15 protein-coding genes are annotated in these 14,506 nt (G+C 71.9%); 7 read left to right on the forward strand and 8 right to left on the reverse strand.

Annotated features, from left to right (window positions below):
• Positions 1-102: 102 nt before the first annotated feature.
• Positions 103-648, forward strand: a complete 546-nt coding sequence (locus ACFYYJ_RS26925) for a hypothetical protein (protein WP_385359531.1) — start codon at positions 103-105, stop codon at positions 646-648.
• A gap of 157 nt (positions 649-805) precedes the next feature.
• On the opposite strand, the gene ACFYYJ_RS26930 is transcribed toward ACFYYJ_RS26925, so the two are convergent.
• Positions 806-1,378 carry a cob(I)yrinic acid a,c-diamide adenosyltransferase gene (locus tag ACFYYJ_RS26930; RefSeq protein WP_384747005.1) on the reverse strand — a complete coding sequence of 191 codons (573 nt, stop codon included), beginning with the start codon at positions 1,376-1,378 and terminating at the stop codon, positions 806-808.
• A 92-nt stretch (positions 1,379-1,470) separates the two neighbouring features.
• On the opposite strand from ACFYYJ_RS26930, the gene ACFYYJ_RS26935 reads away from it, so the two are divergent.
• The 4 genes from ACFYYJ_RS26935 (at position 1,471) to ACFYYJ_RS26950 (ending at position 6,441) form a co-directional block, all read left to right on the forward strand.
• Positions 1,471-1,875, forward strand: coding sequence for a hypothetical protein (locus tag ACFYYJ_RS26935; RefSeq protein WP_389136155.1), 405 nt, complete (start codon positions 1,471-1,473; stop codon positions 1,873-1,875).
• 174 nt (positions 1,876-2,049) lie between these two features.
• Positions 2,050-2,898, forward strand: a complete 849-nt coding sequence (locus tag ACFYYJ_RS26940) for a 3-hydroxyacyl-CoA dehydrogenase family protein (protein WP_030964237.1) — start codon at positions 2,050-2,052, stop codon at positions 2,896-2,898.
• 193 nt (positions 2,899-3,091) lie between these two features.
• A complete protein-coding gene (locus ACFYYJ_RS26945) occupies positions 3,092-3,415 on the forward strand; it encodes an STAS domain-containing protein (RefSeq protein WP_030153791.1) in 324 nt (107 codons plus the stop codon).
• A 233-nt stretch (positions 3,416-3,648) separates the two neighbouring features.
• A complete protein-coding gene (locus ACFYYJ_RS26950; RefSeq protein WP_389136159.1) occupies positions 3,649-6,441 on the forward strand; it encodes an ATP-binding protein in 2,793 nt (930 codons plus the stop codon).
• Positions 6,442-6,551: 110 nt separating this feature from the next.
• Here the strand turns inward: ACFYYJ_RS26950 and nucS are convergent, their stop codons facing one another.
• Positions 6,552-7,223 carry an endonuclease NucS gene (nucS, locus tag ACFYYJ_RS26955; RefSeq protein ID WP_384747012.1) on the reverse strand — a complete coding sequence of 224 codons (672 nt, stop codon included), beginning with the start codon at positions 7,221-7,223 and terminating at the stop codon, positions 6,552-6,554.
• A 220-nt stretch (positions 7,224-7,443) separates the two neighbouring features.
• Here nucS and ACFYYJ_RS26960 point away from each other — a divergent pair, with 220 nt between their 5' ends.
• The gene (locus tag ACFYYJ_RS26960) at positions 7,444-7,836 is read left to right on the forward strand and encodes an SCO5389 family protein (RefSeq protein WP_226724241.1); all 393 of its coding nucleotides are present in this window, start codon (positions 7,444-7,446) and stop codon (positions 7,834-7,836) included.
• Between the two features lie 50 nt (positions 7,837-7,886).
• Here ACFYYJ_RS26960 and ACFYYJ_RS26965 read toward each other — a convergent pair whose 3' ends face one another.
• On the reverse strand, positions 7,887-8,918 hold the full coding sequence (locus ACFYYJ_RS26965) for an LLM class flavin-dependent oxidoreductase (protein ID WP_389136163.1): 1,032 nt from the start codon (positions 8,916-8,918) through the stop codon (positions 7,887-7,889).
• Between the two features lie 228 nt (positions 8,919-9,146).
• Here ACFYYJ_RS26965 and ACFYYJ_RS26970 point away from each other — a divergent pair, with 228 nt between their 5' ends.
• Positions 9,147-9,473, forward strand: coding sequence for an ATP/GTP-binding protein (locus ACFYYJ_RS26970; protein WP_385122103.1), 327 nt, complete (start codon positions 9,147-9,149; stop codon positions 9,471-9,473).
• Positions 9,474-9,479: 6 nt separating this feature from the next.
• Here the strand turns inward: ACFYYJ_RS26970 and ACFYYJ_RS26975 are convergent, their stop codons facing one another.
• The 5 genes from ACFYYJ_RS26975 to ACFYYJ_RS26995 all read right to left on the reverse strand — a co-directional run bounded on the left by ACFYYJ_RS26975 (position 9,480) and on the right by ACFYYJ_RS26995 (position 14,426).
• Entirely contained in the window at positions 9,480-10,295 is an 816-nt protein-coding gene (locus ACFYYJ_RS26975) for an ABC transporter permease (RefSeq protein WP_385359521.1), read from the reverse strand.
• A complete protein-coding gene (locus ACFYYJ_RS26980) occupies positions 10,292-11,419 on the reverse strand; it encodes an ABC transporter ATP-binding protein (protein ID WP_385122108.1) in 1,128 nt (375 codons plus the stop codon). Before ACFYYJ_RS26980 ends, ACFYYJ_RS26975 begins: the two co-directional genes overlap by 4 nt.
• 152 nt (positions 11,420-11,571) lie before the next feature.
• A complete protein-coding gene (locus tag ACFYYJ_RS26985; RefSeq protein WP_385122110.1) occupies positions 11,572-12,348 on the reverse strand; it encodes an ABC transporter permease in 777 nt (258 codons plus the stop codon).
• Positions 12,349-12,350: 2 nt separating this feature from the next.
• Entirely contained in the window at positions 12,351-13,373 is a 1,023-nt protein-coding gene (locus ACFYYJ_RS26990) for an ABC transporter ATP-binding protein (RefSeq protein ID WP_385122112.1), read from the reverse strand.
• Between the two features lie 114 nt (positions 13,374-13,487).
• Positions 13,488-14,426: a cellulose-binding protein gene (locus ACFYYJ_RS26995; protein ID WP_376658837.1), complete on the reverse strand. Its 939-nt coding sequence runs from the start codon at positions 14,424-14,426 to the stop codon at positions 13,488-13,490.
• Between the last annotated feature and the right edge of the window lie 80 nt (positions 14,427-14,506).

Below are 14,506 nucleotides of genomic sequence, written 5' to 3' on the forward strand. Positions count from 1 at the left end.
ATCGAACGATGCAGGCCCGGATGGTCAATGGAGACGACGCGGCGGGTCCGGCCGGACGGGAGTCTGGGAGGGAACGGAGAACCGAGCGGACGGGGGAGTCCCATGATCGTCGCGCTGATCATCGCCTGCGAGGTCGGCTTCTGGGTACTGCTGGCCGCCGGCCTGGCCCTGCGCTACCTCGCGAAGCGGCCCGGGGCGGGGGCGGCGGTCCTGCTGTGCGAGCCCGTGCTGGAGCTGGTCCTGCTGGTGGTCACCACGCTCGACCTCGCCAACGGCGCGGAGCCGGACTGGAAGCACGGCGTGGCCGCCCTGTACCTGGGCTACACCGTCGGCTACGGCCACTACACGATCAAGTGGCTCGACGGCCACGCCGCGCACCGGCTGGCCGGGGGGCCGAAGCCGCCCGGCCCCGGTCACGGCAGGGCCCGGGCCGTCCACGAGTGGAAGCTGTGGCTGCGCACGGTCGTCGCCGCCGCCGTGGCCCTCGGCCTGCTCCAGGCCGCGATCGCGTACGTGGGCGACGCGGGTGACGTCAGCTCGCTCAGGGCCTGGCAGTTCGGCGCCCTGCGGGCGGTCGGCATCCACGCCCTGATCGCCGCCGCGTACACGATCTGGCCGAAAAAGGCCCCTGCCCCGCAGGGTCTCTAGTGCTCTGACCGGAAAGGTTCACCGCCTCACGACGCCCGGCACGGCACCTCGCCGCGTTGTCGCGCCACGCAAGTACGTCCAGTACAAGGCGTGGCCCTCCGCCTTGCGATGCACCGCACCGGACGCCGCGAGCCGGCAAACCTTTCCGGCCAGAGCACTAGCGTTCGCCGCCCGGCACCCACAGCACGTCGCCGACCTCCTTGTTGGCCACCCGGGCCAGGATGAACAGCAGGTCGGACAGGCGGTTGAGGTAGGTCGCGGTCAGCGGGTTCATCACCTCGCCGTGCACCTCCAGCGCCGCCCAGGTGGAGCGCTCGGCGCGCCGGACCACGGTGCAGGCCTGGTGCAGCAGGGCCGCGCCCGGGGTGCCGCCGGGGAGGATGAAGCTGCGCAGCTTCTCCACCTGCTCCAGGAAGGTGTCGCAGTCCGCCTCCAACTTGTCGACGTAGAACTGCTCCACGCGCAGCGGCGGGTACTCGGGGTTCTCGACGACCGGGGTGCACAGGTCGGCGCCGACGTCGAACAGGTCGTTCTGCACGCGGACCAGGACCTTCACGACCTCGGGGGACAGCCCGCCGAGCGCGATCGCCGTCCCGATGGCCGCGTTGGCCTCGTTGGCGTCGGCGTACGCCGAGATCCGCAGGTCGGTCTTGGCCGTACGGCTCATGTCGCCGAGGGCGGTCGTGCCCTTGTCGCCGGTACGGGTGTAGATGCGCGTGAGGTTCACCATGCGGCCAGGGTAGACGGGGCCGCCGGGGAAATTTCGGGCGCGGTGGCGGGCGCCCGCAGTACTGTCGGCCGGTGATGCAGGGAAGGAGCGGATTGACCGACTTCTACGCGATACGGCTGCGGGCCGAGGCGCTCCAGCGGATCGACCTCCTGGCGGGCTTCCTCGCCGCCCGTTACCCGGACGACCCCGACACCCGGCGCGAAGTGGCCGAATGCGCCGAGCGCGGGCGGGCCCTCGCGGCCGAGGGGCGCGTGGGCGAGGCCTGGGACCGCGTCCTCGACCTGCGAGACCACGCGTACGCCTGGACCGGGCATCCGCACCACCCGGGGGATCCCGGCGCCGACGCCACGGCCAGGGCCGATGCCCACCACATCGCCGGGCGCGGGTCCATGGCCGTCGAACTCGGTCATCTGGCCGCCGCGCGCGCGGAGCTGGAACGGCTGCGCGAGCTGAGGCGCGGGCTCGTGGACGCCGACGACGACAAGGGCGGCGCCTGAACTGTGAGGCAGCGCACGGCTGCTGGGCCGGACCGGTGTGATGTCCGTCATTTGAGACGTGACGCGTGTTACTTCAGGGTCACTCCGCGGCGCCCGGGCGCTAGTCTCCGCCGGAGTGGCTACGAGACCGGGCCCTGACGGGGCCGGGGTCCAATCGAGAACTTGGGGTGTGCAGTGGCTGGGAAGCTCGCCGTCATCGGTGCCGGGCTGATGGGTTCCGGAATCGCTCAGGTCTCCGCTCAGGCGGGTTGGGACGTCGTGCTGCGCGACGTCACCGACGCGGCGCTGACCCGGGGCACGGACGGGATCAAGGCCTCGTACGACAAGTTCGTCTCCAAGGGCAAGCTGACCGCCGAGGACGCCGAGGCCGCGCTCGCCCGCATCACGACGACCACCGACCTGGACGCGGCCGCCGACGTCGACATCGTCGTCGAGGCCGCCTTCGAGAAGATCGAGATCAAGCACGAGATCTTCCGTGCCCTCGACAAGATCGTCCGCGAGGACGCGATCCTCGCCTCCAACACCTCCGCCATCCCGATCACCAAGATCGCGGCCGTGACGGAGCGTCCGGAGCGGGTCGTCGGCGCGCACTTCTTCTCGCCCGTCCCGATGATGCAGCTCTGCGAGCTCGTACGCGGCTACAAGACGAGCGACGAAACCCTCGCCGCCACCCGCGCGTTCGCCGAGTCCGTCGGCAAGACCTGCATCGTCGTCAACCGCGACGTCGCCGGCTTCGTGACGACCCGTCTGATCTCCGCCCTCGTCGTCGAAGCCGCGAAGCTGTACGAATCGGGCGTGGCCTCGGCCGAGGACATCGACATCGCCTGCAAGCTGGGCTTCGGTCACGCGATGGGCCCGCTGGCCACCGCCGACCTCACCGGCGTCGACATCCTGCTCCACGCCACCAGCAACATCTACACCGAGTCGCAGGACGAGAAGTTCGCGCCGCCGGAGCTCATGCGCCGGATGGTGGACGCCGGCGACATCGGCCGCAAGAGCGGACAGGGCTTCTACAAGCACTGAGCCGTCGGGCCGGGCCGGCCGAGCCGGCCCGGTCACTGAGCACCAGTTCGAATGCCCTCACCCTTCGGGGTGAATTAGGTATCGGTTCGCTCACGGTCGGCAACTTCCCTGCCCGTGAGGCAGTCAGTTGCAGTGAGAGTTGCCGACCACGGACCAATCGGACCATACGTACGCGGTACTGCCGGGAGCACACATGCACATCAGGGGCGACCACGCCGAACTCGCTGTCGGGGGCCGCCTCGACGTGCGCAGCGCGGCGGACGCCCGTACGGCCCTCCACACCGCCCTCGACGACGGACACGGCGACCTCGTGCTCGACCTGACCGGACTCGACTCGTGGGACGCCACGGGACTCGGCGTGATCATGGGTGCGCACCGGCGGGCCGGCCGGACCGGACGGCGTCTCGTCCTGCGCGGGGTGCCGCCCCAGATGCAGCGGCTGCTCGTCGCGACCCGGCTGCACCGGATCCTCGCGATCGAGGGCGGCCTGGAAGCCGAGTCCCTCCCCCGGGTCTGACCCGTCACCCCACACCCCGCACCCCGCCGCCACCGCCCCGAGCCCAGGCCCCGCCACCTGCACATTTCCTGCGGGAACGTAACGGTCCGGTGGTGATGGCACCCCTGCGGTTCCCCGCACCGCCGGCCACCGTCTAGGGTTCGGGCGGAAACCGGACCAGTAGCGAGAGCGGCGTGTGCGAAGGCCGGGCGGGAAGACGGCGACGGCGCGCAGCGCGATCGGGGGACTGGGGCATGGACCTTACGCAGGGGCAGACCGATCCGGAGAAGCGTTCCGGGGCGGCGGCCGGCGCGGCCGCCCGGACGCCCGCGTCCGCGCCCGCCGCGCGACTGGTCAACCTCACCGCGGGCGAATTCACGCTCGCCGTCAACCCCGTCGACGGCAGCGAGATCGAAGTACTGCGCCCCGGCACCGACACGAGCCGCCCCGCCAAGCGCGACGCGGCCTCCCGCGCTACCCGGGACACCGCCGCGCGTCCGCCCGCCCTGCCCGGCCCGCCCATACCCGTCCGGCCCCTCCTCGGGCGCGAGCAGGAACGCGAGCGCCTCGTCCGACTCCTCGGCCGCGGCCGCTCCGTACGGCTGACCGGCCCCGCCGGATCCGGCCGCACCGCACTGCTCGACGCGGTCGCCGCCCGCTGCGCGAACCTGGCGCCCGACGGCGTCGTACGGCTCTCCGGCCACGGGCACCAGCAGCCCGGCGAGCTCCTCCAGGCGCTGTACGCGGCCGTGTACGAGGCCCCCCGCGAGCGGCCCGACCGGATCGCGCTCCTCGCCCGCGTACGGGACATCGGCGCCATCGTCCTCCTCGACGACCTGGACATGGGCGCGGGCGCCCTCGACGAGCTGCTGCGCGCCACCCCCGAGTGCGCCTACCTGCTGGCCTCGACCCCCGAGACGAAGGCGCCCGGTGACGACGCGCACCTCGAAGAGGTCTTCCTCGACGGCCTCGGCAAGGCCGAATGCACGGCGCTCCTGGAGGCGGGCGTCGGACGGCCGCTGACCGATGCGGAGGCCGCCTGGGCGGCCGACCTGCGGTTCGCCTCCGAGGGGCTGCCGCTGCGCTTCGTACAGGCCGCCGCCCTCCTGCGGCAGCGCGACGAGCTCAACCGCAGCGACGAGGACGACGACGAGGAAGAGCCCGGCGTCTTCGAGGGACGCCAGCGCGGCGCCGCGCACGTCCCGCTGCCCACTCTCGCCGAGGGCGCGGCCCCGGCGGAGCTGCTGGCCTCGCGGGTCAGCGAATCGGCGCGCGCGGCCCTGCGGATCGCGTGCGCGCTGGGCGGGGAGATGCCGCACCACACGCACCTGCCGGCGCTGGTGGGGGACACCCACGCGGACTCGGCGGTGGCCGAGCTGCTCGCCTGCGGACTGCTGACCCCGGTCGGCGCCCGCTACCGGCTCGCCGAGGGCGTCGCACGCCAGTTGGAGGAGGCCGGGTACGGGGACACCGCCGCCGAGGAGGCCCGCACGGCCGCCCGGCACTACGCCTGGTGGACCGGGCACGCCTCGGTGACCCCCGAGCGGGTCGCCGTGGAGGCGGAGGCGGTGCTCGCCGCGCTGGGCGGCGCGGACGTGGTGGCGGCGGTACTGCTCGCACGGACCGCGGCCCCCGCGTTCGCGGCCTCGCTGCACTGGGAGGCCTGGGAGCGGGTGCTGCGCGCGGGCGCGGAGGCCGCGCGCAAGGCGGGGGAGGTCGCCGAACAGGCGTACTTCCACCACGAACTCGGCGTGCTCGCCCTGTGCGAGGGGCGCCTCGACCGGGCGCGGGCCGAACTGGAGACCTCGATCGGACTGCGCGGCGCGCTGGCCGACAAGCGGGGCACGGTGGCCGGGCGGCGGGCGCTGGCCCTGGTCGTGGACCGCGAAGCGGCGGGGGTGACCTCGTCCCCGCCGCTGCGCCTGGAGCCTCCGGCGGCCCCGGGTGGTACGGCGGCCCGTCCCGGCTCCGGCGGCACGGCACGCTGGGCGGGCGCCGGTGCCCTCGCCGGGCAGGGTGGTGCGAGTGGTGCGGCCGAGCTTCCGGCGGGCCCGGGTGACGCCGCCGACGCCGCTGGTACCGCCGCTGCGGCCGGCGCCGGCGGCGGCGCGGCGGGCGCCGGTGTTCCGGCGGGCGCGGATGGTGCCGGTGGCGCCGCCGCCCCGGCCGGGCCCATGGGCGGGCTCAAGCTGCGCGGGTCGGGGGCGGGGTCGGCCGGTGCCGGTGGTGCGGCCGCGTCCTCGGAGGGCTGGGCGGGCAAGGGCGGGTCTGCGGGTGCCGCCGCCCCCGCGGGGCAGGGTGGTGCGGCCGGCGGCCGGCCCGGTGCCGGTGCGCCCGGCGGGGTCCAGCTGCGCGGGCCCGGGGTCGGTGGCCCCGGTGTCGGCGGTGTCGGCGGTCCCAAGGGGGCGGGGAACACCGGGGCGGTGACTTCGCCGCTGCCCGTGCCGGTTTCGCCGGAGGCGGTGACCCGGGTGACCCCCGTGGTGCCGCTGCTGCCGCGTACGGACACGCCCACCACGCTGTCGGCCGTCTTCGAGGACGCGTTCCCGCTCGACCCGAAGCCCGCCGTCGCCCCCGAACCCCAGCCCGCCGCCGGGCGGGACGGGGGCCCCGGCCGCCGCCGCAAGGTGCTGCTGGCCGCCGCCGGCGCGCTGACGGTGGTCGCGCTGGGCACCGTGGTGAGTCTGGCCATGAGTTCCGAGGACACCGCGCCCCCGGCGCAGGGTCCCTCGGTGTCGGCGAACCCGACGCGGGTCGCGCCGTCCTCGGCGCCCGGCACCACCGACCCCGCCGCGCAGCCGCCGGTGGCGCCCGCGACGTCGCAGTCCCCGACTTCGAAGGCGAGCACGGCCCAGAGCACCCCGAGCCGGACCCCGTCCCGGAAGCCGTCCTCGACCCCGTCGAAGTCCCAGCCGACGTCCTCGGCATCGCAGTCGCCGGAGACGTCCCCGGCCCCGTCGCCCTCGCAGACGACCCCGACCCCGTCGCCGACCGTGGACCCCACCGCTTCGACCAGCGAAACGGGCCCGCAGCCGGGCACCCCCTAGCCAGGGCGTGTCGTCAGACTCCCGTCTGCCCCGCGGGCGACGACGGGAGTTTGACGACAGGCCCCGGGCGCCCCGGCGTACGGGCCCGTCTCAACGGCCTGGCAACGGCCTCAGAAAAGGCGGAGCTTGTCGTCCTCGATGCCGCGCATGGCGTCGTAGTCCAGCACCACGCAGTCCATGCCGCGGTCCGTGGCCAGCACCTTCGCCTGCGGCTTGATCTCCTGCGCCGCGAACACGCCCCGGACCGGGGCCAGGTGCGGGTCGCGGTTCAGCAGTTCCAGGTAGCGGGTCAGCTGCTCGACGCCGTCGATCTCGCCGCGCCGCTTGATCTCCACGGCCACGGTCGCGCCGGAGGCGTCCCGGCACAGGATGTCCACCGGGCCGATGGCCGTCATGTACTCGCGCCGGATCAGCGTGTAGCCCTCGCCCAGCGTTTCGATGCGGTCCGCGAGGAGTTCCTGGAGGTGCGCCTCCACACCGTCCTTGATCAGTCCGGGGTCGACGCCGAGTTCGTGGGAGGAGTCGTGGAGGACTTCCTCCATGGTGATGATGAGCTTCTCGCCCGCCTTGTTGACGACCGTCCAGACACCGGCCTCGTCGCCGCTCCCCTCCTTGAGGGTGCACGGGGGCGACATCCAGTTGAGCGGTTTGTACGCCCGGTCGTCCGCGTGGATCGAGACACTGCCGTCAGCCTTCACGAGGATCAGACGGGGTGCCGAGGGCAGATGGGCGGTGAGCCGGCCCGCGTAGTCGACGGAGCAGCGGGCAATGACGAGACGCATGGTCGGCAACGCTACTCGACGAGAAGGCCTCCACGCGATTCGCCCCTGAAAGCCCCCTTCGCCGATGGCGCGTTGTATGCGCATTCTCCTGGTGCGTCACCCATGGGGCGCCTACCGTGGTGAGCGGGAGGTTGCGGAGCGTGCACGCTGCGTCGCGATCTCCTTCCCTGCCCGTAAGGCTCCGGCAACCCAATCGGCCGGGGCCGCGAGAGGAGAACCCATGTCGCTCGACGTCTCACCGGCCCTACTCGAACAGGCCGAGCGAGGCGAGGTCGACGAAGCCGCCTTCGTCGACTGCGTCCGGACCTCCCTGCCCTACGCATGGGAGATGATCAGCTCGTTGGTGGCCCAGCTGAAAGTGGACGGCGGAGAGTTCGCCGACAACCAGACGCCGCCGCCGGACGAGCAGGCGCGTGGGCAGCTGCTGCGCGCCCTCGCGAGTGACGCGATACGAGGTGCCCTGCAGCGCCACTTCGGAGTGCGCCTGGCATTCCAGAACTGTCACCGGGTAGCGGTGTTCCCGCTTGATCCCTCGGTGGACGACCGGCTGGCCAAGTTCACTTCGATCCGCGGCCAGCTGCTCAACCAGTCGCCGGAACTGCGCGACTGCTAACCAGTCCCGTCCGCACCATCCGCACCACCAGTACTGCCTTCCGGCAGATCTCAGCCGAGACGGGGCAGGACCTCGGCGCCGAGGCGCCGTACGTTCTCCTCCGTCGCGGCGAGATCCCCGGAGCCCTCCGTCAGGAGGGCGAAGCGCGTGATGCCGGTCCGGGCGGACGTGGCCGCCAGCCGGTCCGCCGCCAGGTCCGGGGTTCCCACCGGGTGCAGGTCGCACAGGAGTTCCGTGTACGCGACGGGATCCCGCATCGAGCGGATCCGGCCGTCCACCGTCACGTGCGCGTCCAGGCCCTGCTTCAGCCAGCCCGGCATCGATTTCAGCAGCGTTTCGCGGGCGTCGGCCGTGCTGTCCGCCAGCTGGCACACCCCGGCGGACACATGGCCCGCGTCGGCCACGAAGGCCCGGGAGTGACCCGCCGCCAGCGCGCTGCGCCGCCACAGCGCCACCATCTCCGCCTTGTCCTCGTCCCCGCAGTGCATGCCGAGCAGCATCGGCAGTCCGCGCTCCGCGGCGAGCCTGACCGAGGCGGGGGACGTACAGGCCACGATGACCTCCGGGCCCGTCCCGTCCCCGTCGAACGCTTCCGAGGGGCGCGGTACGACGGCCACCTCGCGGAAGCCGTACCGCTCGCCGGCCGCTCCCACGCGGGGCTCGGTCAACCAGCGCCGCAGCAGGTCCAGCGCCTCCGGGAAACCGTTCTCGTACGAGTCCAGCCCGCCCTCGAAGACCTCCAGGTCCACCCACGGCCCGCCGCGGCCGACGCCGAGCGTGAACCGGCCGCCGGAGGTCAGGTGCAGCAGAGCGGCCTGCTCGCCGAGGGCCACCGGGTGCGCGTTCGGCAGTACGCTCACCGCCGTGCCCACCCGCAGCCGCCGGGTCCGGCCCAGCAGCAGGGCGGCCAGGGTCACCGCCGAGGGACACACCCCGTACGGGACGAAGTGGTGCTCGGCGAGCCAGACCGCGTCGAGTCCGGCCTCCTCGGCCACCTCGGCGGTCCGCACCGCCCGGTGCAGTGCCTCGCCCTGTCCCTGGCCCGGGAACTGGGCTGCCAGTACAAACGCTCCTACACGCATCGCCTTTAGCCTCCTCGCGGCTGACGCGGCCTCCCCAGGTGGACCGGTTCTTCCTATGGCAACAACGTCTGACACGTGCCAAAGGCACGGGCTGACAGGAAAGTTATTGGGATTGTCGGGCCATTTCCCGTCACGCTGCCGCCTTCCTCGACCACCCTGCGGGTACCCGGGCTCGCTGCGCGTAGTCTGGAAGAAAGTCCCTGCCGTCGGCTCATCCGTGAGGTATACGTGTCACCGCGCCACAACCGCCCCCGAGGCGGCGAGACCCCGGAGGAACGCACCGGCACCGGCTTCGACCGGTACGGGCTGGAGCGCACCGAGGAGTACCTGGGCGAGGACTGGAAGGTGCGGCACGTCGCGGGGGCCAGTGCGGTGGGCAAGCGCTACCGCTGCCCCGGCTGCGACCAGGAGATCCCCTCCGGCACCCCGCACCTGGTGGCCTGGCCGGAGTACGGCGGTGTGGACGACCGGCGCCACTGGCACAAGGCCTGCTGGAACGCGAAGGACCGCCGCACCTCGAAGGTGCAGCGGTCCCGCAACGCGCCCAGGTACTGACGCCGGCTAGACGTCCCGGCGGCCTACCACCACGTAGGAGGCGGCCACCGCGGCGCCGGTGACCACGGCGATCAGCGCCATGTGGGTGAAGGCGCTGGGCGGCGAGCTCATGTCGCTCCCGGCCGGCATCCCGAACAGCTTCATCAGCGCCACCGGCGCGTTGTGCCGCAGGATCGCCGTCCCGACGGGCTGGAGCGCCTCCCAGCTGCTGAGCATCCCGCCTATCACCGGCGGCAGCGTGACCAGGCCGAGCATCACGGCGATCGCCCCGGCCGAGTGCCGCAGCAGTGCGCCGACGGCCAGTGCGAGCACGCCGAGCAGGGTCACGTAGAAGGCGCCCGCGATCGCGCCGAGCCACTCGGCCGCCGCGTGCGGTCCGGCGGCCGAACCGTCGTGGGCGAACGCGGCGGCGATGCCGACCAGGAAGACGGAGCCCGCCGTGGTGAGGAAGGCCGTGATGCCGAAGACGAGGTACTTCGCGGTGAGCACGCGGTGCCGGTCGGGGGCGGCGGTGAAGGTGGTCCGGGCGAGGCCGGTGGCGTGCTCCGAGGTGATCGTCAGTACGCCGAGGACCATCACCGCGAGCTGCCCCACCAGCAGGCCGAAGAGGGCCGGCGTGGTGAAGGAGATGTCCGCGTAGTCCCGGTCCACGGTCTGCGCGACGAAGAGCAGCCCGATGCCGACGACGGTCGCCACGAGCGCCCCGAGCGTCCACAGGGTGGAGCGGACCGAGACCATCTTGGTCCACTCCGAGGCCAGGGCGTGCCCCAGGTGCGGCCTCGGGGTCGGCAGCGGCGAGGTGTAGGTGGCCGGGGCGGTCATCGTGCGTCCTCGGGGTCGTTCTTGACGTCGTTCTTGACGGCGCCGGCGAGCTCGCCGGGGTCGGTGGGCATCAGGAAGGGCCGACCGCCCGCTCCGGGCGGAGGGGGAGCGAAGAACCCCGCCTGCGGCACCTCCGGGGCGGCCGCGTCCTCCTCCCACGCCGGGACGGTGAGCGGCTCCGGCTCCCACAGCTCGGCCCGGGGGTCGTCGGTGGAGGTGTACTCCACGGAGGACTGGGTCATCCGCATGTACGCCTCCTCCAGCGAGGCCCGGTGCGGTGACAGCTCCCACAGCCGTACGCCGGCCCCGTGCGCGAGGTCGGAGATCCGGGGCAGTTCCAGGCCGGTCACGCGCAGTGCCCCGTCGGCCTCCTGGAGGACCCGGCCGCCCGCCTCGCGCAGGGCCGCACCCAGTGCGTCCCGGCCATCGGGGTCGGTGTCGGCCGCGCGGACCCGAGCGAATCCGGCCGAGTTGTGCGTGATGAATTCCTGCGTGCCCATGTCGGCCAGCAGCCGGCCCCGGCCGATGACGATCAGGTGGTCGGCGGTCAGCGCCATCTCGCTCATCAGGTGCGAGGAGACGAAGACGGTACGGCCCTCGGCGGCGAGCCGCTTCATGAGGTTGCGCACCCACAGGATGCCCTCGGGGTCGAGGCCGTTGACCGGCTCGTCGAACAGCAGTACCTGGGGGTCGCCGAGCAGGGCGGTGGCGATGCCGAGCCGCTGGCCCATGCCGAGCGAGAAGCCCTTCGTACGGACCTGGGAGACGTCCTGGAGGCCGACCACCGCCAGCACCTCGTCCACCCGCCTCTCGGGGATCCCGGAGAGCTGGGCGATCGACAGCAGGTGCTTGCGCGCCCGGCGGCCGCCGTGCACGGCCTTGGCGTCGAGCAGGGCCCCGACGTGCCGCTGGGCGTTCGGCAGCTCCCGGAAGGGGTGGCCGTTGATGGTGACCCGGCCGGCCGTGGGCCGGTCCAGGCCGAGGATCATGCGCATGGTGGTGGACTTGCCGGAGCCGTTGGGCCCCAGGAATCCGGTGACGTGACCCGGCTTGACCTGGAAGGACAGCTGGTCGACGGCGGTCTTCGCGCCGTAGCGCTTGGTCAGGCCGACTGCCTCGATCATCTTTACTGCCCCTTACCAGGCCGGGACGACTTTCGCCCGCGTAAGGCTTAAGAGGATAACGAGCTTCCCGTGGTTCCGTCCCGAGCCGATCCCCGAGCCGCCCCTGAGGCCGACCCGGGGATGACCCGTAGTCCTTCAGACGGAGGCGGGGCTCACGCGTCCCTCTTCTTGAGGACGAGGTAGCCACCGAGTACCGCGGCCAGCGCCCACAGGACCATGATCCCGAAGCCGCCCCAGGGGCCGTAGGGCGCGACTTCGCTGCCCATCGCACCCGGGACCACCTGCATGATCTTGGAGCCGGCCTGGTCCGGGAAGTACTGGGCGACCTTCCGGGTCGCGGAGACGACGCCCAGGATGTTCGACACCAGGAAGAAGAACGGCATCAGGATGCCGAGCGACATCACCGAGCTGCGCAGCATGGTCGCGACGCCCATCGAGAACAGGGCGAGCACGGCCATGTAGAGGCCCGCGCCGATCACCGCGCGCAGCACGTGCGGCTCTCCGATGCCGATGGCGCGCTCGCCCAGGATGGCCTGGCCGACGAAGAAGGACAGGAAGCTGGTGAACAGGCCCGCGACCAGGGCCAGCGAGGTGGCCACGAGGAGCTTGGCCGCGAGGAAGCTCTCACGCTTGGGCACGGCCGCCAGCGAGGTGCGGATCATTCCCGAGCTGTACTCGCTGCTGACGACCAGGACCCCGAAGACGATCACGGCGAGCTGGCCGAGGTTCATGCCGGCGAAGCTGGTCAGCGTCGGGTCGAAGGTCGCCTTCTCCTCGGGCTTCATGCCCTCGAAGCTGTTGTTGACGAACACGCACAGCAGGGCGCTGATCCCGGCGGTGACCACCACGGCGGAGGCCAGGCTCCAGGTGGTGGAGGCGACGGTGCGGATCTTGGTCCACTCGGACCGGAGGACGGCGGAGAAGGACATGGTCACTCGCCGCCCTTGCGCGTCGTCTCGAAACCGGCGCCCCACGCGGGGACGTCGGCGGGCCTGGCCGGATTGAAGCCGGGGCCTCCAGGGGCACCGGGCTGTCCGGGGCCGCCCGGAGCGTGGGCGTGGTACTCGACGGAGTCCGCCGTCATGCGCATGAACGCTTCCTCGAGTGAAGCCCGCTGTGGGCTGAGTTCGTGCAGCACGATGCGGTGCTGGGCCGCCAGTTCGCCGAGCCGCTCCGGTTCCACGCCGTCGATCTCCAGCGCGCCGGTGGCAGGGACGCTGATGGAAGCGATCCCCGCCTCGTGGAGGACGTCCTTCAGCTGTTCCTGCTGAGGAGAGCGCAGTCGGACGTAACTTCGTGCGTTCTGCTGAATGAAATCGGCCATCGACAGATCGGCCAACAGCTTTCCCTGTCCGATGACGATCAAATGGTCCGCGGTCAGGGCCATTTCGCTCATCAGGTGGGAGGAGACGAAGATCGTCCGCCCCTCTGCCGCCAGACCCTTCATCAGATTGCGGATCCAGAGAATTCCCTCCGGGTCCAGACCGTTGACGGGTTCGTCGAACATCAGGATTTCCGGATCGCCCAGCAGCGCGGAGGCGATTCCGAGGCGCTGGCCCATGCCCAGCGAAAATCCTTTGGACTTCTTCTTCGCCACGGCCGTCAGGCCGACGAGGTCCAGGACCTCGGTGACCCGTCGTTCCGGGATCCGGTTCGACTGGGCAAGGCAGAGAAGGTTGTTGTACGCGCTGCGAGCACCGTTCATGGCTTTCGCGTCCAGCAGCGCCCCGATGTACTTCAGCGGCTCCGGCAGGTCCCGGTAGTGCTTCCCGTCGATCCGGACCGTACCGCTGGTCGGGTTGTCGAGGTCGAGCATCATGCGCATGGTCGTGGACTTGCCCGCCCCGTTGGGGCCGAGGAAGCCGGTGATCACCCCCGGTCTGACCTGGAAGCTGAGGTTGTCCACGGCGGTCTTCGCGCCGAATCGTTTGGTAAGGCCCTCAAGCTCGATCATGCAGGCCACGCTAGAACGACGAAGGGCCGTACGCCACCTACGAAAGGTGACGCACGGCCCTGCTTTGGTCGCGAAGCGGGCGAACCGTACCGCCCGGTAACCGCGAACGGGGCGTCAGCGGGTCTGCTGCGCCGGGACGCCGCGGGTGACGGGCTCGTCGTCCACGATCGGGTTGGCCGCCGCGACGGCCGCACCGGTCAGCGTCGCCAGCATCTCGCGGACGTTGGTCAGCTGGGCGTTGATCGAGTCGCGGCGGTTGGTGAGCGCCGCCAGCTCGCGCTCGGACTCGCTGCGGATGCGGTCGGCCTTGGCGTTGGCGTCGGCCACGATGTCCTCGGCCTGGCGCTGCGCGGTCTCCACGGTCTGACGGGCCCGACGCTCGGCGTCCGTGCGGAGCTTCTCGGCCTCCAGGCGCAGCTGCTCGGCGCGGTGCTCGATCTCGGCGAGACGCTTCTCCGCCTTCGCCTGACGCGAGGCCAGGTCGCGCTCGGACTGCTCGCGGCGCTTGGCGAGGTTGGTCTCGAAGTCCGCGGCGGCCTGGGCGGCCTTGGCGCGGGTCTCCTCGAACAGGGCGTCGGCTTCCTCGCGCTTGGAGGCCGCGTCCTTCTGGGCCTCGGCGCGCAGGGTGGCGGCGTCGCCCTTGGCCTTCTCGACGATGCGGACGCCCTCGTCCTCCGCCTTCGACTTGCGGTCGGCGGCGAACGACTCGGCGTCGTTGCGCACCTGCTGCGCGGCCGACTCGGCGAGCTCACGGTGCTGCTCGGCCGCGCGACGGGCCTCCTCGCGCAGGTCCTTCGCCTCCTCCTCGGCCAGGCGCAGGATCTTCTCGACCCGGGCGCCGAGGCCGGCGTACGACGGCTCCGCGTCGCTCACCTGGGCCTGGGCGTTCTGCGTTTCGAGGTGCAGTTCCTCGATCCGCTTTTCCAGAGAGTTGATACGTCCAAGGGCGCTGTCGCGGTCGGAGACCAGCTTGGTAATGCGGTCGTCCACCTGACCGCGGTCGTAACCGCGCCGCACGAGCTCGAAGCCGAAGGGGGAGGAAGGGTCGCTCATGGGGTTCCTGTCGAATGAGACCGATGAGGTGCTGCGTGAGGTGTTAGGGGAATCCTAGGCGCCAGGACGGCGTGTCTTCG

The sequence above is a fragment of the Streptomyces sp. NPDC002467 genome (assembly GCF_042889825.1).
Taxonomy (GTDB): Bacteria; Actinomycetota; Actinomycetes; order Streptomycetales; family Streptomycetaceae; genus Streptomyces.